At 66.8% G+C, this 23,448-nt stretch carries 15 protein-coding genes and 4 tRNA genes; 3 read left to right on the top strand and 16 right to left on the bottom strand.

Annotated features, from left to right (window positions below; all coding sequences use genetic code 11):
• Positions 1–26: 26 nt before the first annotated feature.
• The 7 genes from AN478_RS04695 to AN478_RS04665 are packed head-to-tail and all read right to left on the bottom strand — an operon-like array spanning position 27 to position 10,312.
• Positions 27–1,451: a NarK family nitrate/nitrite MFS transporter gene (locus tag AN478_RS04695; RefSeq protein ID WP_054965455.1), complete on the bottom strand. Its 1,425-nt coding sequence runs from the start codon at positions 1,449–1,451 to the stop codon at positions 27–29.
• Positions 1,448–2,791, bottom strand: coding sequence for an MFS transporter (locus tag AN478_RS04690; RefSeq protein ID WP_054965454.1), 1,344 nt, complete (start codon positions 2,789–2,791; stop codon positions 1,448–1,450). The genes AN478_RS04695 and AN478_RS04690 overlap by 4 nt, the downstream gene beginning before the upstream one ends.
• A 36-nt stretch (positions 2,792–2,827) precedes the next feature.
• Positions 2,828–3,580 carry a peptidylprolyl isomerase gene (locus AN478_RS04685; RefSeq protein ID WP_231627334.1) on the bottom strand — a complete coding sequence of 251 codons (753 nt, stop codon included), beginning with the start codon at positions 3,578–3,580 and terminating at the stop codon, positions 2,828–2,830.
• Positions 3,581–3,595: 15 nt separating this feature from the next.
• A complete protein-coding gene (narI, locus tag AN478_RS04680) occupies positions 3,596–4,282 on the bottom strand; it encodes a respiratory nitrate reductase subunit gamma (RefSeq protein ID WP_054965452.1) in 687 nt (228 codons plus the stop codon).
• 14 nt (positions 4,283–4,296) lie between these two features.
• Complete coding sequence (narJ, locus tag AN478_RS04675) at positions 4,297–5,019, bottom strand: nitrate reductase molybdenum cofactor assembly chaperone (protein ID WP_054965451.1); 723 nt, start codon at positions 5,017–5,019, stop codon at positions 4,297–4,299.
• Complete coding sequence (gene narH, locus AN478_RS04670) at positions 5,016–6,563, bottom strand: nitrate reductase subunit beta (protein WP_054965450.1); 1,548 nt, start codon at positions 6,561–6,563, stop codon at positions 5,016–5,018. Before narH ends, narJ begins: the two co-directional genes overlap by 4 nt.
• Positions 6,560–10,312 (bottom strand): nitrate reductase subunit alpha, encoded by a 3,753-nt coding sequence (locus AN478_RS04665; protein WP_054965449.1) that lies wholly within the window; start codon positions 10,310–10,312, stop codon positions 6,560–6,562. Before AN478_RS04665 ends, narH begins: the two co-directional genes overlap by 4 nt.
• Positions 10,313–10,675: 363 nt before the next feature.
• On the opposite strand from AN478_RS04665, the gene AN478_RS04660 reads away from it, so the two are divergent.
• Both AN478_RS04660 and AN478_RS04655 read left to right on the top strand, forming a co-directional pair.
• Positions 10,676–14,134 carry a class I SAM-dependent DNA methyltransferase gene (locus AN478_RS04660; protein WP_054965448.1) on the top strand — a complete coding sequence of 1,153 codons (3,459 nt, stop codon included), beginning with the start codon at positions 10,676–10,678 and terminating at the stop codon, positions 14,132–14,134.
• Between the two features lie 2 nt (positions 14,135–14,136).
• Positions 14,137–14,877, top strand: coding sequence for a DUF3800 domain-containing protein (locus AN478_RS04655; RefSeq protein WP_054965447.1), 741 nt, complete (start codon positions 14,137–14,139; stop codon positions 14,875–14,877).
• Between the two features lie 620 nt (positions 14,878–15,497).
• Here the strand turns inward: AN478_RS04655 and AN478_RS13480 are convergent.
• The 8 genes from AN478_RS13480 to AN478_RS04625 form a co-directional block, all read right to left on the bottom strand.
• Positions 15,498–16,766, bottom strand: coding sequence for a DUF3466 family protein (locus tag AN478_RS13480; RefSeq protein WP_082432826.1), 1,269 nt, complete (start codon positions 16,764–16,766; stop codon positions 15,498–15,500).
• 294 nt (positions 16,767–17,060) lie between these two features.
• Positions 17,061–17,588, bottom strand: coding sequence for a KilA-N domain-containing protein (locus tag AN478_RS14820; RefSeq protein WP_399353640.1), 528 nt, complete (start codon positions 17,586–17,588; stop codon positions 17,061–17,063).
• 131 nt (positions 17,589–17,719) lie between these two features.
• Positions 17,720–17,962, bottom strand: coding sequence for a hypothetical protein (locus AN478_RS04650; RefSeq protein ID WP_231627336.1), 243 nt, complete (start codon positions 17,960–17,962; stop codon positions 17,720–17,722).
• 259 nt (positions 17,963–18,221) lie between these two features.
• Entirely contained in the window at positions 18,222–18,545 is a 324-nt protein-coding gene (locus AN478_RS04645; protein WP_054965445.1) for a hypothetical protein, read from the bottom strand.
• A 217-nt stretch (positions 18,546–18,762) separates the two neighbouring features.
• Positions 18,763–18,838 (bottom strand) — tRNA-Lys (locus AN478_RS04640).
• 19 nt (positions 18,839–18,857) lie between these two features.
• Positions 18,858–18,933 (bottom strand) — tRNA-His (locus AN478_RS04635).
• A gap of 77 nt (positions 18,934–19,010) precedes the next feature.
• A tRNA-Arg gene (locus tag AN478_RS04630) sits at positions 19,011–19,087 on the bottom strand.
• 53 nt (positions 19,088–19,140) lie between these two features.
• Positions 19,141–19,217 (bottom strand) — tRNA-Pro (locus tag AN478_RS04625).
• Between the two features lie 222 nt (positions 19,218–19,439).
• Between AN478_RS04625 and folD the strand changes: the two genes are divergently transcribed.
• Complete coding sequence (gene folD / locus AN478_RS04620) at positions 19,440–20,300, top strand: bifunctional methylenetetrahydrofolate dehydrogenase/methenyltetrahydrofolate cyclohydrolase FolD (protein WP_054965444.1); 861 nt, start codon at positions 19,440–19,442, stop codon at positions 20,298–20,300.
• A gap of 195 nt (positions 20,301–20,495) precedes the next feature.
• Here the strand turns inward: folD and clpB are convergent, their stop codons facing one another.
• A complete protein-coding gene (clpB, locus tag AN478_RS04615; RefSeq protein WP_054965443.1) occupies positions 20,496–23,093 on the bottom strand; it encodes an ATP-dependent chaperone ClpB in 2,598 nt (865 codons plus the stop codon).
• Positions 23,094–23,448 lie beyond the last annotated feature (355 nt).

Genomic DNA, 23,448 nt, shown 5'->3' with positions numbered 1-23,448 from the left:
CTTTCCGGACCGTTTCGCTAGGGTGGCTAGCAGGGCACCTCGGCGTTCTTCCGGTAGTAGAACCACCAGGTCACCGCCAGGCATGTGAAGTAGAAGGCGATGAAGGCGTACAGCGCCGCCGCCGGGCCGCCGGTGAGGCTGATGGCGGTTCCGTAGGACTTGGGGATGATGAAGGCCCCGTAGGCCGCCAGCGCCGAGGAAAAGCCCAGCGTCGCCGCGGACTCCTTGTTGGCGTTGCGGACGGCCTCCTGCTCGGCCTGCCCGCCTTTCCCGGCGCTCCACCGCTCGTGCTGGGTGCGGAAGATCACCGGGATCATCCGGAAGGTGGAGCCGTTGCCGATGCCCGTGGTCACGAACAGCACCATGAACATGGCGAAAAAGCCCCAGAAGCTGCCGGCGCTGTCCCCCAGCGGCAGGAAGTAGATCACCCCGAACACCGCCGCGATCATGACTACGAAGTTCCAGAAGGTCACCGAGGCCCCGCCCAGCTTGTCGGCCATCCAGCCCCCCACCGGACGGATCAGGGCCCCCACCATGGGGCCGAGGAAGGCGTACTGGACGCCCTCCACCGCCGGGAACTGGTTGGCGATCAGCAGCGGGAAGCCCGCCGAGTAGCCGATGAAGGAGCCGAAGGTGGCGATGTAGAGCCAGCTCATCAGCCACTGGTGCTTGCGCCGGAAGATCACCGCCTGGTCCTTAAAGCTCGCCTTCGCCGAGGCGATGTCGTTCATCCAGATCCAGGCGGCCACCGCGAACAGCAGGATGAAGGGCACCCAGATGTAGCCGGCGTTCTGCAGGTAGATCTCCCGGGTGCCGCCGTCCGCCTGCAGGGTCACCGGGTCGCCGCCCAGGGCGCCAAAGATGGCGTAGCCGATGACGATGGGCACCGTGAACTGCATGACGCTCACGCCCAGGTTGCCCAGCCCGGCGTTCAGGCCCAGCGCCGTGCCCAACTGCGCCTTGGGGTAGAAGAAGCTGATGTTGGCCATGGACGAGGCGAAGTTGCCGCCCCCGAAGCCGCACAGGATGCCGATCAGGGCGAACTCGGTGAAGGTGGTGGTGGGGTCTTGCACCGCCAGCCCCATCCACACCGCCGGGATGGCCAGCGACAGGGTGCTGATGGCCGTCCAGCGCCGGCCGCCGAAGATGGGCACCATGAAGCTGTAGAAGATCCGCAGCGTGGCCCCGGACAGCCCCGGCAGCGCCGTGAGCCAGAACAGCTCGTTGGTGGTGAAATCGAAGCCGATGCCGTTCAGCCGGGTGGCCACCATGGACCACACCAGCCACACGCAGAAGGCCAGCAGCAGGGACGGGATGGAGATCCACAGGTTGCGGCTGGCGATCCGCTTGCCGTGCGCCTCCCAGAATTCCTCGTCCTCGGGACGCCAGTCCGTCAGCACCGGCTTGTCGACCTTCTCCGCCTCGGAAGCTTCCTTTTTGCCCTGGCTCATCGGTTTTCCCTTCCTTGCCTAGGCTGGCCGGGCGCCACGTCCTGGACCTCCGGCAGGTAGCGGTAGCGCTCCTCGCCCAGCTCGGGGATGCGCCGGCGCTCCATCCGCCGGATGGCGAAGTGCATCCAGGTCAGCGACACCGCCACCAGCACGAACAGCACCATGTACGAGCTCGTCCAAACTCCCGTAAGGTCGAGCACGACCCCGAACACGATGGGCAGGAAAAAGCCGCCGAGGCCGCCGATCATGCCCACCAGACCGCCCACCGAGCCCACGTGCTCCGGGTAGTACACCGGGATGTGCTTGTAGACCGCCGCCTTGCCCAGCGACATGAAAAAGCCCAGCACCACGGTCAGCGCCACCGCGCCCCACAGCGGCATGGCCAAGCTGAATTCGATGGGCCCTTCCTTGCCCATCACCGTGTAGCTGGTCTCGGGGTAGGACAGGAGGAACAGGCAGGCCAGGGAGGCGAGAAAGGTCCAATACATCACCGCGCGCGCGCCGAAGCGGTCGGACAGCCAGCCCCCCAAGGCCCGGAACACGCTCGCCGGCAGGGAGTACAGGGCGGCCAAGGTGCCGGCGGCGGCGATCTCCAGGCCGTAGGCCCCCACGTAGTAGCGCGGCAGGTAGGAGGCCAGCGCCACGAAGGCGCCGAACACGAAGAAGTAGTACAGCGCGAAGCGCCACACCTGCAGGTACTTCAAGGGCTCGAGCTGCAGCAACGCCGAGGTCCCCTTGCCGCCTTCGCGCCGACGCGCCGCGGTGACGGGGTCTTCCTTGGTGGTGAGGAAGAACACCACCGCCATGGCCGCCAGCACCGTGGCGTACACCACCGCGGTCCGCTCCCAGCCCATCGCCACCAGCAGGAACGGCGCCCCGAAGTTGGTCACCGCCGCGCCCACGTTGCCGGCGCCGAAGATCCCCAGCGCCGTGCCCTGGCGCTCCTGCTCGAACCAGTAGCTGGTGTAGGCGATGCCGACGATGAACGAGCCGCCCGCCAGACCGATGCCCAGCGCGGCGAGCAGAAACATCGGGTAGCTTTCGACGAAGCTGAGCAGATATACGCACACCGCGGTGATCAGCATCAGCAGCGTGAACACCAGCCGCCCGCCGTACTGCTCCGTCCATATGCCCAGAAAGATACGGCTGATGGAGCCGGTCAGAATCGGCGTCGCCACCAGGACGCCGAACTGGGTCTCGCTCAGGCCCAGATCCTGCTGGATCTTCACCCCGATCACGGAGAAGATCGTCCACACCGCAAAGCACACCGTGAACGCCAGGGTGCTCAGTCCCAGCGCCCGGTACTGGTCGCCGCGCGTCACCCCTTCCAGGTTCTTCATGGGCGCCTCCCCGGTTGGTCCTACCCCCCCAGCCTTTTACTGCACCAGCGGGCTGTCCGCGGCCTCCAGGTCCACCCCTTCGATCTCCGCCCGGGCGGCCAGGAGCCGAACATACTGGCTTACCGCCCGCCGCCAGCCACGCTCCCGCAGGTAGTCGGCGATCAGGTGCCGCACGTCCTCGTAGGCCAACGGTTCTCCCCCGCTGCGGCCAAGAACCTCCACCACGTGGAAGCCGTAGCGGGTCTCCACCGGGCGCTCCGCCAGGCCCACCGGAAGCCGCATGACCACCTCCTCCAGCTCGGGAACCGTCTGGCCGCGGCCGATCAGCCCCAGGTGGCCGCCCTCTTCGGCGGACGGGCACGCGGAGCGGGTCCGCGCCAGCTCCGGAAAGCGGCCCGGATCGGTCTGCAGCTCCCCCACCAGCGCCTCCGCCGCGTCCCGCTGCCGGGTGCGCTCGTGGGGGTCGTCGGGGGCGGCGGCCAGCAGGATGTGGCGGAGCTCCAGCTCCTCGGGGGTGCGGAAGCGCTCCCGGTTGGCGTCGAAGTACCGCCGGCAGGCTTCCTCGTCCGCCTCCGGGACCCGCACCTCCGCCTCCAGGACCTCCTCGACGGCCGCCTCGGTCCGGCCCTCCGTGGCGTACCCCAGCTCATCGGCGCGCTGGCGCAGGAGCTCACGGACCGCCAGGCGCCGGGCCGCCTCCCGATTCCGCTCGTCGATGCCACCGCCCTCCACGTAGGCGGACTCCAGGTTGATCTCGTCCTCGGGCAGCTCCACCTGATTGATGCGCACCAACAGGCCTCCTCCTCAAGTGCGGCGCTGGCGGACCAGCTGGTATTGCCGGGACAAATACGCCACCGGGATGCTCCAGATGTGCACCAGGCGGGTGAACGGAAACACCAGGAAAGTGGTGATCCCCAGGAAGATGTGCAGCTTGTAGATCCAGTGCACCCCGGAAATATACTGGCCCGCGTCGGGACGGAAGGTGACGATGCGCTGCGCCCATTCCGACAGCTGGAGCATCACGGCGCCGTCGAGGTGCTCCATGGACAGGGGGATGGTGAACAGCCCCAGCACCAGCTGCGCGGATAGCAGGAGCAGGATGAAGGTGTCCATGCGCGTGGAGTGGGCGCGGACGCGGGGGTGGAAGAGCCGCCGGTAGAGGAGGATGACCGCGCCCACCAGCATCACCACCCCGGCGATGCCGCCGGAGACCATGGCCAGGATCTGCTTGCCGCTTACGGTGAGGCCCACGTAGGGGTAGATGGAGTGCGGCAAGAGCAGGCCGATCAGGTGGCCGAAGAACAGGAAGATCACCCCGGCGTGGAACAGGATACTGCCGATCTGGAAGTTCCGGGAGTTGTCGAGGATCTGGCTGGAGTTGGTCTTCCAGGTGTACTGGCTCATGTCGTAGCGCACCAAGCTCCCCAACAGGAAGATGGTGCCCGCTACCAAGGGGTAGTAGGTGAACAGGAGCGTGTTCCAATAGTCCATGGTCCGTCCCTCCGCTAGCTCCGTCCGGTCTGCCCGGCGGCCCGGTCCCGGTCCACCCATTGCACCGGCTGCGCCTGGCCACCGCCTCCCGCCGGCTGGTCGGGCCCGAAGGTGACCGGGGCCTCCATCCAGGCCCGGTCATGGGCCTCCGGCGTGTCGTCCCGCTCCTCGGCCTCCGCCGCACGCACCAGCTCCTCGGGCGCGGGGTCCAGCTCCGCCAGGCGGAGCAGCAGCCGCAGGGGGACGGCGTAGCGGCTGTCCCGCTCCACCAACCGGACGTGGAGCTGCTGCAGGATGGGCCCGGTCTCCTCCAGCCAGTCCCGGGCCCCGCCCTCCCCCAGCTCGGCGCAGAACTCCAGGAACATGGGCAGGTAATCGGGCAGCTCGCCGCAGGCGATCTCCAGGCCCGCTTCGCGGTAGGCCTCCTTCAGCTCCACCATGGCCGGGCCACGGTCGCGGGACTCGCCGTAGACGTGCTCGAACAGGTAGAGGGAGACCTTCTTGCTGCGGTCGAAGGTCTCCACGTAGGCGGCCTGGAGGTCGAGCAGGTCTTCCTCCCCCAGCCCGTCCAGGAAGCGCCGCACCGCCGAGCGCTCCTCCGAGTTCAGCTCCGGCCGCGGCACCACGGCCCGGGCCAGGTCGCCGGTCGCCGCCTGCAGGTCGGCCTCGGGATAGGCCAGCATCCGGGACACGGCCTTGAGCGCCCAGGGCAAGGGGGTCTCCGTGTGCGCACTCATTCGTCGACCTCCCGGATGGTGGGCGGGGCGTGCTCGCGGTGCCGGGGATTCTTGCTGCCGAACAGGTTGGTGCGGGTGACGCCGTGGGTGTGGCAGCCGTCGCCGAAGCTGAAGCCGCAGCCCGAGCGCTCGCCGTAGGCGTCCTCGGAGGAGAGCTCGCGGTGGTTGGTGGGGATGACGAAGCGGTCCTCGTAGTCCCCGATGGCCATGTAGCGGTACATGTCCTCCACCAGGTCCTCATCGAGGCCCACCTGCTCGAGCACGTCCTGGCGCGCCTCGCCGTCCACGGTCTGCCCGCGCTTGAACACCCGCATGGCGAGCAGCCGCCGCAGGGCGTGGGTGACCGGCCGCTCGTCGCCGGCGGTGAGCATGTTGGCCAGGTACTTCACCGGGATGCGCAGCGATTCCACGTCCGGGATCAAGCCGTCGCTACCGATCTGCCCGGCGTCCGAGGCCGCCTGGATGGGCGACAGCGGCGGCACGTACCAGACCATGGGCAGCGTCCGGTACTCGGGGTGCAGCGGGAAGGCCACCTTCCAGTCGATGGCCATCTTGTAGACCGGGGAGCGTTGGGCCGCCTCGATCCACTCCTCCGGCACGCCGTCGGCGCGGGCCTGCTTGATGATTTCGGGGTCGTTGGGGTCGAGGAAGATGTCGAGCTGGGCCTCGTAGAGGTCCTGCTCGTTGGCCACGCTCGCCGCCTCCTCGATGCGGTCGGCGTCGTAGAGCAGCACCCCCAGGTAGCGGATGCGGCCCACGCAGGTCTCCGAGCACACGGTGGGCTCGCCGGCCTCGATGCGCGGATAGCAGAAGGTGCACTTCTCGGATTTGCCGGACTGCCAGTTGTAGTAGATCTTCTTGTACGGGCAGCCGGAGATGCACATGCGCCAGCCCCGGCAGCGGTCCTGGTCGATGAGGACAATGCCGTCCTCCTCCCGCTTGTAGATGGCCCCCGAGGGACAGCTGGCCACGCAGCTGGGGTTCAGGCAGTGCTCGCAGAGCCGGGGCAGGTACATCATGAAGGTGTTCTCGAACTGCCCGTAGATCTCCTTCTGGACGTTCTCGAAGTTGTAGTCCCGCGAGCGCTTGGCGAACTCGCCGCCCAGGATCTCCTCCCAGTTCGGCCCCCACTCGATCTTCTCCATGGGCTTGCCGGTGATGGCCGAGTAGGGCTTGGCGGTGGGCTGCGCCTTGGTGGGGGCGGCGTTGTGCAGGCGCTGGTAGTCGAAGTTGAAGGGCTCGTAGTAGTCGTCGATCTCCGGCAGATGGGGGTTGGCGAAGATCTTGGCCACCAGCCGCCACTTGCCGCCCTGCCGGGGCTCGATGTCGCCGTCACTGCGGCGCACCCAGCCGCCCTTCCAGCGGTCCTGGTTCTCCCAGTCCTTGGGATAGCCGATGCCGGGCTTGGTCTCCACGTTGTTGAACCACACGTACTCCATGCCCTCGCGCGAGGTCCACACGTTCTTGCAGGTCACGGAGCAGGTGTGGCAGCCGATGCATTTATCGAGATTCAGCACCTTGCCGATCTGAGCGCGGATCTTCATCGCGTGTACTCCTGCGCCAGGATGCTTTCGTCGTCGCCCTCCAGCCAGTCGACGCGGTCCATCTTGCGCACCACGACGAACTCATCGCGGTTGGAGCCAACGGTGCCGTAGTAGTTAAAGAAGTAGCTCTGCTGGGCGTAGCCGCCGATCATGTGGGTGGGCTTGACAACCGTGCGGGTCACGGAATTGTGGATGCCGCCGCGGTTGCCGGTGATCTCGGAGCCCGGCGTGTTCACGATGCGCTCCTGGGCGTGGTACATCATGGCCATGCCCTCGCGGACCCGCTGGGAGACCACCGCCCGCGCCACCACCGCGCCGTTGACGTTGAAGACCTCGATCCAGTCGTTGTCCTCGATGCCCGCCTTCTGCGCGTCCTTCTCCGAGATCCAGATGATCGGCCCGCCCCGGGACAGGGTGAGCATCAGCAGGTTGTCGCTGTAGGTGCTGTGGATGCCCCACTTCTGGTGGGGGGTGATCCAGTTCAGGACGATCTCCGGGTGGCCGTTGGCCACCTTGCCCACCATCCCCTTCCAGGTCTTGGTGGACACCGGCGGCCGGTAGGCGGCAAAGCCCTCGCCGAAGGCGCGCATCCAGGGGTGGTCCTGGTAGAACTGCTGGCGCCCGGTGAGCGTGCGCCACGGGATCAGCTCGTGGGTGTTGGTCCAGCCGGCGTTGTAGCAGACCTTCTCCGATTCCACCCCGGACCAGATGGGCGAGGAGATGATCTTGCGCGGCTGCGCCACGATGTCCCGGAACTGGACCTTACGGTCCTCCTGGCCCTCCGCCAGGTGGCGGTGGTCCCGGCCGGTGACCCGCTCCAGGGCCGACCAGGCCTTCACCGCCACCCCGCCGTTGGTCTCCGGGGCCAGCGCCATGACCGCCTCCGAGGCGTCGATGGCCGAATCCAGCAGCGGCCGGCCCCGCACCGGGCTGTCGCCGCGATGCCGGCCGTTCAGGGCACCGAGGTATTCCACCTCCTGGTTCGTATCCCAGTTCAGCCCCTTACCGCCGTTGCCCAGCTCATCGAGCCGGGGGCCCAGGGAGGTGTAGCGGGCGAAGGTGTTGGGATAGTCGCGCTCCACCACCACTAGGTTCGGCATGGTCTTGCCCGGTACCGGGTCGCACTCGCCCTTCTTCCAGTCGGCGACCTCCAGGGCCTGGCCCAGCTCCGCGGGGGTGTCGTGCTGCAGCGGCACGGTCACCACGTCCTGCTCCACCCCCAGGTGGCCCTCGGAGACCCGCGAGAAGGCCCGGGAGATGCCCTTGAAGATGTCCCAGTCGGAGCGCGCGTCCCAGGCCGGATTCACCGCCTCCGAGAGCGGATGGATGAAGGGGTGCATGTCGGAGGTGTTGAGGTCGTTCTTCTCGTACCAGGTGGCCGTGGGCAGGACGATGTCCGAGTAGAGGCAGGTGGTGGACATGCGGAAATCCAGGGTCACTAGCAGGTCGAGCTTGCCCTCCGGGGCCTCCCCGTGCCAGGCGACCTCCTCGCTCCTGTGGGTGGCCTCCTCGCCCAGCTCCTTGCCCTGCACGCCGTCGTCGGTGCCGAGCAGGTGCTTGAGGAAGTACTCGTGGCCCTTGCCCGAGGAGCCGAGCAGGTTGGAGCGCCAGACGAACAGGTTGCGGGGCCAGTTCTCCGGCGCGTCGGGGTTCTCGCAGGCCAGGCCCAGCCCCCCCGACCGCAGCTGCTCCACCACGTAGTCCTTGGGGTCCTTGCCCGCCTCGGCCGCCTCCCGCGCCACCCGCAGGGGGTTGCGGTTGAGCTGCGGCGCCGAGGGCAGCCAGCCCATGCGCTCGGCCCGCACGTTGTAGTCGATGAGGCTGCCGCTCCACTGCGAAGAATCCGCCAGCGGCGAGAGGATCTCCTCCGCGGAGAGCTTCTCGTAGCGCCACTGGTCGGTGTGGGCGTACCAGAAGGAGGTGCCGTTCATGTGGCGCGGCGGCCGGACCCAGTCGAGGGCGAAGGCCACCGGAGTCCAGCCGGTGAGGGGGCGTACCTTCTCCTGGCCCACGTAATGGGCCCAGCCCCCGCCGGACTGGCCGATGCAGCCGCACATCACCAGCATGTTGATGATGGCGCGGTAGCTCATGTCCATGTGGTACCAGTGGTTCAGGCCCGCCCCGAGGATCACCATGGAGCGCCCCCGGGTCTTCACCGCGTTGTCGGCGAAGCCGCGCGCCACCCGCACCACATGGTCGGCGGGCACGCTGGTGATGGACTCCTGCCACTTGGGCGTGTAGGGGACGTCCTCCTCGTAGCCGCCGGCCACGGCCTCGTCGCCCAGGCCGCGGTCCACGCCGTAGTGGGCGGCCATCAGGTCGAACACCGTGGCCACCAGCGCCGTGCTCCCGTCGGCCAGCGTGATACGCCGGGCCGGCACCCGGCGCTGCAGGACCTCCTCCTGCTGGTTGTCCGGGAAGTGCTCGTGGGCCACTCCGCCGAAGTAGGGGAAGGCCACGGTGGCCAGCTCGTCGCGGTCCTCGATCAGGGACAGCCGCAGCCGGGTCTCCCCGCCGGCGCCGCCCTCTCGCTCCTCCAGGTTCCAGCGGCCGCTCTCGTCCCAGCGGAAGCCGATGGAGCCCTGCGGCGCCACCAGACCCCCCGAGGCCTCGTCCCAGGTCATGGTCTTCCAGTCGGCGTGCTTCGACTGGCCCAGGCCCTCGGCCAGATCGCTGGCGCGCAGAAAGCGGCCGGGCACGGTGCGTCCGTCGGCGTCGTCCAGGCGCACCAGCATGGGCATGTCGGTGTAGCGGCGGCAGTAGTCCTGGAAATAGGGCTCCTGCCGGTCGATGTGGAATTCCTTGAGGATGACGTGGCCCAGGGCCATGCCGAGGGCGGCGTCCGTTCCCTGCTTGGGCGACAGCCACAGGTCGGCGAACTTGGTGGCCTCGGCGTAGTCCGGCGACACCGTCACGATCTGGGTGCCGTTGTAGCGGGCCTCGGTCATGAAGTGGGCGTCGGGACTGCGCGTCTGGGGGACGTTGGAGCCCCACATCATGATGAACTTGGCGTTGTACCAGTCCGCCGACTCGGGCACGTCCGTCTGCTCGCCCCAGGTCATGGGCGAGGAGGGCGGCAGGTCGCAGTACCAGTCGTAGAAGGACAGGCAGGTTCCGCCGATGAGCGACAGGTAGCGGGTTCCCGCGGCGTAGGAAACCATGGACATGGCCGGGATGGGCGAGAAGCCGGCGATGCGGTCGGGGCCATGGGTCTTGACCGTGTAGGCGTTGGCCGCCGCCGTGATCTCCTCCACCTCCTCCCAGGAGGAGCGCACCAGGCCCCCCAGGCCCCGGCGCTTCTGGTAGCTGCGCCGCTTCTCGGGATCCTCGACGATGGCGCCCCAGGCCTCCACCGGATCCGTATGGCGGGCCCGGGCCTCCCGCCACAGCCGCAGCAGGGTGCCGCGCACCATGGGGTACTTGAGCCGGGCGGCGCTGTAGATGTACCAGGAATAGCTAGCCCCGCGGGGACAGCCGCGGGGCTCGTGGTTGGGCAGGTCCGGGCGGGTGCGCGGGTAGTCGGTCTGCTGGGTCTCCCAGGTCACCAGACCGTCCTTGACGTAGATCTTCCACGAGCAGGCGCCGGTGCAGTTCACCCCGTGGGTGGAGCGCACCACCTTGTCGTGCTGCCAGCGCTGTCGGTAGGCCTTCTCCCAGGAGCGGTCCTCGTCGGTGGTGCGGCCGTGCCCCTCCGCGAACTCGCCCTGGATCCGCCGGAAGAAGGTAAGACGATCGAGGAAATGGCTCATGGCTCAGCCCCTCGCTGGCGTGGGAAAGTTGCATAGGAACTGCCATGAACCATTAGGCACGCCTGCCGGGGGTGCCGTTATGACTGCGGTCAAGTTTGGAATGGATAACGGGGGTTGAGCGGGAGGCGGAGGTGGAGTTCCGGGGGTGACGCTGAAGGAAGGTTGGGGGCTGCGGAGCTGGGCCGGGTCCGTGGAATAGCCACCGGGCGCTCCTAAGTAAGAAGTGGCCCTAAAAACGGGGGCAGGTCATAAAAGTTAGATTAGACAAATTCAGGCTAGAAGCCCTTTGAACAGGGCTTGCTGGGGCCTTCCGCTTGTCCAAACGCCCGGGTACCCTGTCCGGCGCACGACACCGGGGGACCCATGGGCGATCAGGACATCGAGGCATTCATCACCCGCTGGCAGGGCGCCGCCGGGGCGGAGCGGTCCAACGCGCAGCTCTTCCTCAACGAGCTGTGCGACCTGCTGGAGCTGCCCCGCCCGGACCCGGCCCGGGAGGACACCCGCGACAACGGCTACGTGTTCGAGCGCCGGGTCACCTTCCACCACGGCGACGGCTCCACCGCCCACGGTTTCATCGACCTGTACCGCCGCGGCTGCTTCGTCCTGGAGGCCAAGGGCACCGGCGAGCAGGGCGAATCCGAGCGCCTGGACAAGGCCCTGCTCCGCGCCCGCTCCCAGGCGGAGCGCTACGCCCGGGCCCTGCCCATCGAGGAGGGCCGGCCGCCCCTGGTGATCGTCACCGACGTGGGCCGTTCCATCGAGCTGTACTCGGAGTTCTCCCGCTCCGGGGCCACCTACACCCCCTTCCCCGATCCTCGCAGCCACCGCATCTCCCTGGAGGACCTGCGCGACCCGGCCATCCGCCGGCGCCTGTACCTAGCCTGGATGGACCCCATGGCCCTGGACCCGGCCCGGCAATCGGCCCGGGTCACCCAGGAGGTGGCCGACCGCCTGGCGGTGCTGGCCCGCTCCCTGGAGGCGGACGGCCACGCCGCCGAGGTGGCCAGCGGCTTCCTCATGCGCTGCCTGTTCACCATGTTCGCCGAGGACGTGGGCCTGCTGCCCCGGGAGAGCTTCACCCGGCTGCTGGCGGAGGCCCAGGACCACCCCGAGGGCTTCACCGCGCTGCTCCAGGGCCTGTGGCGGGACATGAACACCGGCTCGGAGTTCTCCACCACCATCCGCGACAAGGTGCTGCGCTTCAACGGCGGCCTGTTCGCCGAGCCCACCGTGCTCCCCCTGGACCGGGACCGCATCGGCCAGCTCCTGGAGGCGGCCCAGGCGGACTGGCGCCACGTGGAGCCGGCCATCTTCGGCACCCTCCTGGAGCGCGCCCTGGACCCCACCGAGCGCCACAAGCTCGGCGCCCACTACACCCCCCGCGCCTACGTGGAGCGCCTGGTCCTCCCCACGGTCATCGAGCCCCTGCGCGAGGACTGGCGCAACGTCCAGGCCGCCGCCTACAACCTGGAGGCCCAGGGCAAGCCCCAGGAAGCGGTGGAGACCGTCCAGGCCTTCCACCGCCGTCTGTGCGAGGTGCGGGTCCTGGACCCCGCCTGCGGCTCCGGCAACTTCCTCTACGTCACCCTGGAGCACATGAAGCGCCTGGAGGGCGAGGTCCTGAACGCCCTGGAGGACCTGGGCGAGACCCAGGGCCTACTGGAGCTGTCCGGCGTCACCGTGGATCCCCACCAGCTCCTCGGCCTGGAGACCAACCCCCGGGCCGCGGAGATCACCGACTCCGTGCTCTGGATCGGCTTCCTCCAGTGGCACTTGCGCACCCGCGGCGACGTGTCCCCCGAGGAGCCGGTGCTCAAGGACTTCCACAACATCGAGTGCCGCGACGCGGTGCTCGACTACGACGAGGCCGTGCTCGTCACCGACGACGCCGGCCAGGCCCTCACCCACTGGGACGGCGTGACCTACACCACCCACCCCACCACCGGGGAGCGGGTGCCGGACGAGACCGCCCGGGTGCCCGTCCACCGCTACACCAACCCCCGCAAGGCCGAATGGCCGGCGGCCGACTTCGTGGTGGGGAATCCGCCGTTCATCGGCAACAAGCGGATGCGCATGGCCCTCGGCGACGGCTACGTGGAGGCCCTACGGGAAGTCTGGGAGGAGGTGCCGGAATCCGCCGATTTCGTCATGTACTGGTGGCACAAGGCGGCCGAACTGGCCCGGGCCGGGGAGATCCGCCGTTTCGGGCTGATCACCACGAACAGTCTCCCCCAGACCTTCAACCGCCGGGTCCTGGAGCACCACATGCGGGCCAAGGCGCCCCTGTCCCTGGCCTACGCCATCCCCAACCACCCCTGGGTGGACAGTGCCGACGGCGCCGACGTGCGCATCGCCATGACCGTGGGGGAAGCTGGGGGGTCCTTGGGAACTTTGGCTTGGGTTATTTCCGAAAAATCCGCCCGGGAGGAGGGAGTTACTGTTGAACTTGCTACTCGTAGCGGGAAATTACATCCAGACCTGACGGTAGGTGCTGATGTCTCGGGCGCTATTCCCTTGGAGGCTAATTCTGGCATAGGAAACCGGGGGGTAACCCTTGTTGGCTCTGGTTTCATTGTTACGCCAGACCAAGCAAAAGAACTCGGCCTCGGCTCCACACCGGGTCTAGAAAAACATATTCGCCAATACCGTAATGGGCGGGATCTTACCCAACGACCCCGTGGGGTGCTGGTAATTGACCTTTACGGCCTTGAAGAAGAGGAGGTGCGACGCCGTTTCCCCGCGGTATATCAATGGATCGCCGAGCGAGTAAAACCGGAGCGAGAGGCAAAAGGGCACACCAAGGACGGAGCCGAATATGCCAAAAATTGGTGGCAATTCGGGAAACCGAGACCTGACCTTCGGGAAATGTTAGATGGGCTAGACCGCTATATTGCAACTCTTGAAAATACAAAGCACCGAACCTTTGTTTTCTTGGACAAGAATGTTTTGCCCGATAATAAGCTCTTCAATATAGCATTAAGCGATTCATTTGATTTAGGAATTCTTTCTAGTCGGACTCATGCCCGCTGGTCCTTAGCTTCTGGAAGTAGGCTGGGCGTTGGAAATGATTTAGTTTATGTGAACACTCGTTGCTTCCAGACCTTCCCATTTCCGGAAACCGACGAGGTCTCCCGCCAGCGCATCCGGGATCTGGCCGCGGAGCTGGACGCCCACCGCAAGCGCCAGCAGGCCGAGCACCCCGACCTCACCCTCACCGGTATGTACAACGCCCTGGACAAGCTCCGCGCCGGGGAGGAGCTGACCCGGGCGGAGCGGGCCGCTTACGACCAGGGCCTGGTCTCCGTCCTCGCCGACCTCCACGATCGCCTGGACGAGGCCGTCCTGGCGGCCTACGGCTGGAGCGACCTGGCCCCGGCCCTGGTGGGCAAGCCCGGCGGCACCACCCCCCGCACCGACCTGGACCCCGAGCAGGCCGAGGCCGAGGAGGAGCTGCTCGGGCGCCTGGCGGCGCTCAACGCCGAGCGGGCCGAGGAGGAGAAGCGGGGCCACATCCGCTGGCTGCGGCCGGACTACCAGAACCCCGAGGGCCGCGCCCCCACCCAGGCGGAGATGGTGGAGGAGCAGGCCGAGAAAATGGCCACCACCCAGGCCAAGAAGCGCTCCTGGCCCAAGACCCTGCCGGAGCAGATCCAGGCCGTGCGGGAGGTGCTGGAGGGCGCCACCACCCCCGTGGAGCCGGAGGTGGTGGCCCGCCAGTTCCACCGGGCGCAGAAGAAGAAAGTGGCGGAGCTGCTGGACACCCTGGAGGCCCTAGGGCAGGCGCAGCAGAACGAGGAAGGTGAATACCGGGCGGCCTAGGGTTGAGAGAATTCAGCGACTACATCGTCTATGTGGACGAAAGCGGGGACCACGGGCTCACCAGCATCAACCCGGACTACCCCATCTTCGTCCTGGCCTTTTGCCTGTTCGAGAAGCGCGGCTACCTGGAGCAGGTGGTTCCGGCCATCCAGGACTTGAAGTTCCGCTACTTCGGCCACGACATGGTGATCCTCCACGAGGCGGAAATCCGCAAAGCTCGGCCCCCTTTCGAGTTCTTGCTGAACCCCCGGCTGCGGGAGCCGTTCATGGAAGAACTGACCGACCTGATTAGCCGGGCCCCATTCACCATCGTGGCCACGGCCATCCGGAAGGAAGCCTTCGCGCACCGCAAGGGGGTGGACCATAACCCCTACCACATCGCCATGGAGTACGGGCTGGAGCGGGTATTCCTGGAGCTCCAGGGTAGGGGGCAGCGCGGCAAGCTGAACCACGTGGTGTTCGAGCGGCGGGGCCGCCAAGAGGACGAGGCCCTGGAACTGGAGTTCCGGCGCATCATGGACCGGACCCAGATGGCGGGAATGGGGGAAACACTGGACCTGGTGCTGGCGGATAAGCAGGTCAACTCCGCCGGGCTCCAGCTTGCCGACATGGTGGCCCGGCCGATTGGCCGGCACATCCTGGACCCAAGCCAGCCCAACCGGGCCTTCGCCATCCTGGAGCCAAAGATCAGGCGGGACCAGAACGGGAAAATCCAGGGGTGGGGGCTGAAATGCTACCCCTGAAAAGCGAAAGGCCCCGGCGCATTCGCCGAGGCCTCCCGCCGATCGGGCGTTCCCAATCCGGTACCCCTTAGTGTGCGGAAGCGCGGCAGGAGTTTCAAGCGGTGGCCTCGCCACCGGCGTGACGCGGCCCCGTGGCAAGGCACAAGCGCATATTGGCATCAGGCAGGGATGCGGCGCCCCCACGGCGAGGGCCTCCTGGTCTACTGGATCAACGGCGAGCCCATGGTCTACGACTTGGACCTGGCGCGGGGGCTTGGGTACGAGCGTACAAGGAAGGTGCGCGAGCTAATCGGGCGGTTGCTTGGGCAGGGGAATCTCAACCGTAGCGCGGTTCGCCCTAACAGGCTGCTGAAAAAGTCCGGGTTTTGGCATCCTACGGGCGAACCCACAAACCTGAAGGAGGCCCGGCGTGCGGGGCGCCGAAAATCCCCAGGACAACCTGTTTAGCTACGTCTCCCTGGAAACCCCCGGCAACGGGGCGGAAACACCTGGTTGCCGGGGGCAAAAAGCGGTTTTGTGAGCCTCCTTGGAAGCGCTTTTTGACCCTTCAAGGAGGTACAGCCCAACGAGGCCCCGAATTCCTCACACTGTTAAAGTTCCTCCCTAGGAATGGCTTCCCTTCAACTTTGTCGACGGACCGAGCCTGCCGCAACGGCTAAGCCTAACCCAAGCAAGGCAAGGCTAGAGGGCCCGGGAACGGGGACAGAGGTAGATTTTGGGGTCAGGCGAAAGGCACTGGTTGCCTCTTCCCCAGGCAGATGTCCATGCGCAGCGATCTGGCCATGATTATTAATCCCTTGGGCTTTAGTCAGGGTAATACCCGCAAGGGGATCGCTAGGATCGATAAGGTCATCTAGCTGGAACATGCCCCCCTCCTCTTCGTGGAGGAAGGCGCGCCTCCCGGCGGCGATGTGGCTGTCGGTGCGGCTATAGCCCACCACTTGGCCAGAGTCGTTGATCCCGAAGGCTTCGGTGTGGTCATCTCCCCCAGGTAGGGTTTCCAGTTTCGTCATTCCACTGTCGGCCTCCCATCGAAAGGCCCGGCGCCCTGAAGCGTCTTGGCTGCTGCCCACCACTTGGCCGGCATTGTTGATGTCATGACCGATGCTAGAGACATCCCCCCCAGGCAGATCCCCAAGGTTAGTCATTCCGGTGCCTGGCTTCCAAAGAAAGGCCACCCACTCTCCTGTTGCGTCTTCACTGTTGCCAACCACCTGGCCGGAGTTATTGATGCCGTAGGCGGCACTGTAGTCCATCCCCCCGGGCAGGTCGCCTAGGTTGGTTATGCCACCGCCGGGCTCCCATCGGACGGCCCGGAACCCTGTTGCAGCATTGCTGTTACCTGCCACTTGGCCGGCGTCGTTGATGTCGGAGGCGTTGCTGTAGTCAGCACCCCCGGGCAGTTCGCCTAGTTTGGTCATGCCACTGCCGGGATCCCACCGGACAGCCAGACTCCCCGGCTGCCCAGTGGCTTTGCTGTAGCCCACGGCTTGACCGGCGTTGTTGATACCCCAGGCGTGACTATCTACCTCCCCCCCGGGCAAGTCGCCCAGGCCTGTCATGCCGCTACCGGACTCCCATCGAAAGGCCCGGCGCCCTGAAGCGTCTTCACTGCTACCCACCACTTGGCCGGCATCGTTGATGTCGGAGGCGTTGCTGAGGTCTTCACCACCGGGAAGGTCGCCGAGGTCGGTTACATTGTAAGTGGGCACCGCCAAGGCTGCCGGAGCGGCCATGCCGAGCGCGACACTCACCACCAGCGCCCCCAGAGTGGTGTTTCGAGGGGTGTATGGCATACAGCCTAGTGATGGCTTCGGGAGCTGCCGGCCTCCGTCATCCCTGAAGGTAGTTTTCAAGCCGGTTGGTTTTTTTGCGGATAATGTTGGCATCAGCTACTCCTTGGGCCGTCTCTTACGTACTGGCCCGGAACTAGTTGTCCAGTAACGTTTGCCTTCCTGAAGCAACAGCTATGCCAATAACTATCGAATTGTTTATAAAATGTTTTCCTATTAGGTTCAATCTTCTTCCGGATTAAGTGAAAACTTTCTCGACATCCCGTGACATGCTTCCTCTTCCCTTACCTAGCTCTTGATGCAAGGAGAGATACTGCGGTAGCGGAGGAGGGCGCCACGACAGCGTTTACGTCCTAAAAACTTTTTGATAGGTATTATGATTGGTCGGCCTCATTCCACAGGCTCATTGTCTTCCCCGGCCCACTCCCCCCCATCCCCAGCCGCCCATTGCATGTCCGCAGCGCCGACCCCAGATCCCAGATGGTGGCCAGGGCCTGGCCCACGGTATCGCCGCGGAGTTCCGGCTGGGGGCACGGGCTCTGTCAGAGCCTCAGAGGGGACGATCCGCTGCGTCTCCAACTTTTTCACCGCCCGCGGCGCGCCTTCCAACAGGCCCCGGGAAGGCCGGGCCGGCAGGGTGCCCTCCTGGTACTGCCGGAAGGTGCGGTTCACCTGGACCTGGAAAGCGGGACGTATCCAACCGGCGTAGGAAATGCCCAGGTCGGGGTGGGCGTAGGTGCCGGGGGATCCTGTGCTCGCAACCGAAACAGGGTCAGAAGCCACATCTGGCCTCAGCTCCTCAGCAAGCTCCTGGGCCTGCCGGGACCGGCGCCACCTGCCAGGTCCCTTTTCTGAGCCAGCCCCACTCGCCCGGTGGAGCGCATTCAGGCTCACCCGCCCGTGCTCGTTCACCGGGATGCTGACCCCGCCGATGGTGGGCTGGTCCGCCAGGTGTTGCGGAGGGCATGGGTGCCCGGAAGGGGGTAGAGAAAAACCGGGCCCCTAACCCCGCGAATTGCGGAAGGGACCCGGCCAGGGGGAAGGGTTGCTCAGGCCGGGACGCGGGCCACGGCCTCGGCTTCAGCAGGGAGGGGCGCCTCCTGGAGGTCCGAGGCCCGAACCCATACTGGCTCCGCTTGGCGCTTAGCCGCCGTCACCACCGCCGCGAGCTCCTCCGTGGTCATGGTGCATGCCCCGCACCCCGCCCGCTCCAACCAGAACAGGGCCTGATAAAGGCGGTCCCGTAGGTCTTGGTACACCGCATCCCGAAGCAGGGGGGTCTCTTCCAGCATCCGCGCCGCCTCGAACAACCGACCCGCAGCGTCCTGGAGCCGGCCTTCCGCTTCCTGCCGGCTGACCCCCGGATCCTCCCCAATCCCATTCAGGCCGTCCAAGGCAGTGATGACCCGGCTGGAGAAGTGATCCAGGACCGCATCAAGCGCCGGGGGGGCGGTCGCAGGCCTGGAGCACCGCCCGCATGTGCCGGCCCCAGATCGTGCTCTGGGCGCGGGCGCCGTGCTGCTCCAGGTGCTCGGCCAGGCGTTCCCAGGCCTACTCCGGAAGCACGGCCCGGTAATCCTCCGCCTCAGAAACCGCCCGCAGGCCGCCATCCTCCAGGAAGACGGCCACCGCGGGATGAAAGGCTGGTGGCAAGTGGTCCCAGCGGTCCAGCTCAGCGTTGAGCTCATCGAGGATGATTGCGGGCCCCGGCAGGTCCTCTCCGGGCAGCTCGCGGGCCAGGCCCCAAAGGTTCATACCCACTGGGCGGACGTAGCGGCGCCCGTTGTGGTGGCCGCCGTACTCCAAGCCCCCGACGGCGTGGTCCTCGGGAACACGGGTGGCAACGGCCGCAGCGGTGGGATTGTGGGTGGTCAAATTCCTCTCCTGTCGCTTGGTGAGCAGGGGCAGAGAGAGGACAAGGAAGGGAGGTAAGGAACAGGGTTAGGCAGGGAGACCACGCGGGCCTGGAATGAGCGGGTGCCCTCACCCAGGCTGGGTCTCTCAAGGGCCTTACAAGGATCAGGGTGTGACCCATGTGTGACCCAGAGGGGGAATCAGGCTTAAGGGAACCTCTATAAGCCCTTGATTTAGATGGTGGGCCGTGAAGGATTCGAACCTTCGACCCGCTGATTAAGAGTCAGCTGCTCTGCCAACTGAGCTAACGGCCCATCTACTGCTTTTCGAAAATGGGGTGAGCGAGGAGATTCGAACTCCCGACCACCGGAGCCACAATCCGGGGCTCTACCAACTGAGCTACGCTCACCATCGCATTCGGGGGGTATCCGGGCTCCATTCTAGCATGGAGCCGGCGGCCCGCGGCCGATTGCGCCTCTGCCGATTTGGCGCGCCCGGCGGGAATCGAACCCACAACCTGCGGCTTAGAAGGCCGCTGCTCTATCCAGTTGAGCTACAGGCGCCAAAGAAGTGCCGGATCCGGCATTCCATGGGGTTGCAGGCCCGAATTCGTGTTTGGTCGGGGTGAGAGGATTTGAACCTCCGACACCCTGCTCCCAAAGCAGGTGCGCTACCAGGCTGCGCCACACCCCGGCTCTATTTCGCCGATCCAGAAGGGCCCGGGTCGGCGATTTCCCGATCTAGCCGGTTCGGGGCGGAACTTCGGCGCGGGCCCCGGGCCGCCAAGGGAGACAATCCTACCCAGCCAAGGCGGCCCTCGTCAATCCGCCCTGCTTTGCGCCTGAAACCGGTTCGTGGCAACATCCACCGCTTTACCGGCGCGACCGGTTCCGCGGGAGCATGACGAGGAGCCTCATGGCGGCGCAGATCATCGACGGCAAGGCAACCAGCGCCAAGGTGCGGGACAACCTCGCGGCCCTGGTGGCGGAACGTGTCCGGCGCGGCTACCGGCCGCCGGGGCTGGCGGTGGTGCTGGTGGGCCAGGATCAGGCCTCCCAGGTGTACGTCCGCAACAAGCGCACGGCCTGCGATAAGACCGGGATCAAGTCCTTCTCCTACGACCTCCCGGCCAGCGTCAGCCAGGAGGAGCTGCTCTCCCTGGTGGAGAGCCTCAACGCCGACGAGACCGTGGACGGCATCCTGGTGCAGCTCCCGCTGCCCGCCCACATCGACCCCGGCGCGGTGATCGAGGCCATCGACCCCGCCAAGGACGTGGACGGCTTCCACCCCTACAACATCGGCCGCCTGGCCCAGCGCAATCCGCTGTTCCGCTCCTGCACCCCGCGCGGGATCATCACCCTGCTCGAGGAGTACGAGATCGACCCCAAGGGCATGGACGCGGTGGTGGTGGGCGCCTCCAACCACGTGGGCCGGCCCATGGCCCTGGAGCTGCTCCTGGAAGGGGCCACCACCTCCGTCTGCCACCGCTTCACCCGCGACCTGGAAACCTACGTCCGCCGTGCCGACCTGCTGGTGGTGGCCGTGGGCAAGCCGGGGCTGGTGCCCGGGGAATGGGTCCGGGAGGGGGCGGTGGTCATCGACGTGGGCATGAACCGCCTGCCGGACAACCGCCTGGTGGGTGATGTGGACTTCGAGGACGCCAAGGAGCGCGCCTCTTGGATCACGCCGGTCCCGGGCGGCGTGGGCCCCATGACCGTGGCCACCCTCCTGCAGAACACCGTGCAGGCCTGCGAGCAGCACGACCCGTCTACCTGAGGCATTTCCGGGAGGTCGTGGCGGGGGCCGCTGCTGCTTCCTGACCCCGTAGCCGCTTTCCCCGTTGTAGGAGCGACGTCCTCGTCGCGATTCCGGGTAAAACAGCTCGCGGCGGGGACGCCGCTCCTACCGTTGAAATAGAAACGCCGCCCCCGATCAAGGGGCGGCGTTTTTGCGTCGCGGCGGGGGAGAGCCTCAGGCGGAGGCGGCCTCCGCGTAGCCGTTCTCGCGGCGGTGGAAGGCGAAGTCGCCGCCTTCCACGCCCACCTCGATCACGTCGCCGGGGTAGAAGTTGCCGGCGAGGATCTCCTTGGCCAGCGGGTTCTCGATCCGCTGCTGCAGGACCCGCTTGAGCGGCCGGGCGCCGAAGACCGGGTCGAAGCCCGCCTCGGCCACCTTCTCCAGGGCCTCCTCGGAGATCTCCAAGTCCATGTCCTTGTCGCGCAGCCGATCGCGCAGGTACTGGGACTGGATGCGCACGATCTCCTTGATCTGCGCTTGGTCGAGCTGCTGGAAGACGATGGTCTCGTCCACCCGGTTGAGGAACTCGGGCCGGAACTCGTCCTTGACCACGTCCATGACCGCCTCGCGGATGCGCTCCTCGCTCTCGCCGCTCATGTTGACGATACGGTCGGAGCCGAGGTTGGAGGTCATGATCAGCACCGTGTTGCGGAAGTCCACAGTGCGGCCGTGGCCGTCGGTGAGCCGGCCGTCGTCGAGCACCTGCAGCAGGATGTTGAACACGTCCGGGTGCGCCTTCTCGATCTCGTCGAGCAGGATTACCGCGTAGGGGCGCCGCCGCACGGTCTCCGTCAGGTAGCCGCCCTCCTCGTAGCCCACGTAGCCCGGAGGCGCACCGATCAGCCGGGCCACCGAGTGCTTCTCCATGTACTCGGACATGTCGATGCGCACCAGGGCCTCCTGGGAGTCGAACAGGAACTCCGCCAGGGCCTTGGTCAGCTCGGTCTTGCCCACGCCGGTGGGGCCGAGGAACAGGAAGCTGCCGATGGGCCGGTTGGGGTCGGAGAGCCCGGAGCGCGAGCGCCGGATGGCGTCGGCCACCGAGGTGACGGCGGTCTCCTGCCCCACCACGCGGTCGTGCAGGCGATCCTCCATCTTGAGCAGCTTCTCGCGCTCGCCCTCGAGCATCCGGGAGACCGGGATGCCGGTCCAGCGCGAGATCACCTCGGCCACCTCCTCGTCGGTGACCTCCTCGCGCAGCATGTCGTGCGGGGTCTCGGAGGTGTCGGCGACCTTCTTCTCCAGCTCCGGGACCTTGCCGTACTGGATCTCGGCGACCCGGTTCAGGTCGCCGGCGCGCTGGGCCTGCTGCATCTCCGCCTTGGCGCGCTCCAGCTCCTCCTTGGCGTGCTGGTGCTCCTGGATGGCGCTCTTTTCGGCCTCCCAGCCCTTGGAGATCTCGGCGAGCTTGGCCTCCTGCTCACTGATGGTCTCCTCGAGGTCCGCCAGGCGCTTCTGGGAGGCCTCGTCGCTCTCCTTCTTCAGCGCCTCGCGCTCGATCTTGAGCTGCATGAGGTGGCGCTCGATCTCGTCGATCTCCTCCGGCTTGGAGTCGATCTCCATGCGCAGCCGCGAGGCGGCCTCGTCGATGAGGTCGATGGCCTTGTCGGGCAGCTTGCGGTCGGTGATGTAGCGGTGCGAGAGCTGCGCCGCGGCCACCAGGGACGGGTCGGTGATGCGGACGCCGTGGTGGACCTCGTACTTCTCCTTGAGGCCGCGCAGGATGGCGACGGTGTCCTCCTCGGAGGGCTCGTTCACCATCACCTTCTGGAAGCGCCGCTCCAGGGCCGCGTCCTTTTCGATGTTCTCGCGGTACTCGTCGAGGGTGGTGGCGCCGATGCAGTGCAGCTCGCCGCGCGCCAGGGCGGGCTTGAGCATGTTGCCGGCGTCCATGGAGCCCTCGGCCTTGCCGGCGCCCACCATGGTGTGGATCTCGTCGATGAACAGGATGACCTGGCCTTCCTCCTGCTCGATCTCCTGGAGGACGCTCTTCATCCGCTCCTCGAAGTCGCCGCGGTACTTGGCGCCGGCCATGAGCGCGCCCATGTCGAGAGAGAGCACGCGCTTGTCGCGCAGGCCCTCCGAGACCTCGCCGTTGACGATGCGCTGCGCCAGGCCCTCGACGATGGCGGTCTTGCCCACGCCGGCCTCGCCGATGAGCACCGGGTTGTTCTTGGTGCGGCGCTGGAGCACCTGCATGGTGCGCCGGATCTCGTCGTCGCGGCCGATCACCGGGTCGAGCTTGCCCTGCTGGGCGCGCTCGGTGAGGTCGATGGTGTACTTCTCCAGCGCCTCGCGCTGGTCCTCGGCGTTGGGGTCGTCCACCTTCTCGCCGCCGGTCACCTCCTCCACGGCCTTCTCCAGGGCCTGCTTGTCGCCGCCGGCGTCGCGCAGCGCCTGGCCGGCCGCGCCCTTGTCGTCGGTGAGGGCGAGCAGGAAGTGCTCGGTGGCGATGTAGGAGTCGCCCCGCTTGCTGGCGGTCTTGTCGGCGGCGTTCAGCAGGTTGCCGAGGTCGCGGGAGACGTAGATCTCCCCCGGCTCGCCGCCGGAGACCTGCGGCAGCTTGTCGATCTCGCGCCCGCAGGCCGAGCGCAGGGCGTCCACCTTAACCCCGGCCTTGGCCAGCACGGAGCGCGCCGAGCCCCCTTCCTGGTCGAGCATGGCGCACAGCAGGTGCACGGCCTCCACCTGCTGGTTGTCGTGCTGCAGGGCCATGCTCTGGGCGTCCTGGAGCCCCTGCTGGAATTTGGTGGTCAGCTTGTCGGTCCGCATGGGAACCCTCCGCTTGCGTGCGTTTCTACCGGGGAAGGGGCGGGAATGGGCGCGCCATTCCGGCCGCTTCCCGTATCGCCGGCGCGGCCCCTCCGGGGCGCCGGTAACCCTAGGTACTAGATGGGGATGCCGAACGGGTTTTCAACCACCCCTCTCCGGAAACGGGCTTTCCCCTCCCGGAGCGGAAGGGCCGCCGTTTCAACCGCCTCGGCGCCGGGCCCGGGCCCCGAACCCGCCCCGCCGATGGGGAATCCAAGCCGAAAGGACCCGTTCGTGGCAGGATGAATGGGACCGCGTGGGTTGTCGTGCGAGGAGGAAAACGCTAGCCTCTTAAGGCTCGACTGAGACCTGACAA

Origin of the sequence: Thiohalorhabdus denitrificans (assembly GCF_001399755.1) — a bacterium.
In the GTDB taxonomy this organism is placed as follows: Bacteria; Pseudomonadota; Gammaproteobacteria; order Thiohalorhabdales; family Thiohalorhabdaceae; genus Thiohalorhabdus; species Thiohalorhabdus denitrificans.
The sequence above is the reverse complement of the archived record's forward strand: the minus strand, read 5'-3'. Positions and strand labels throughout refer to the sequence as shown.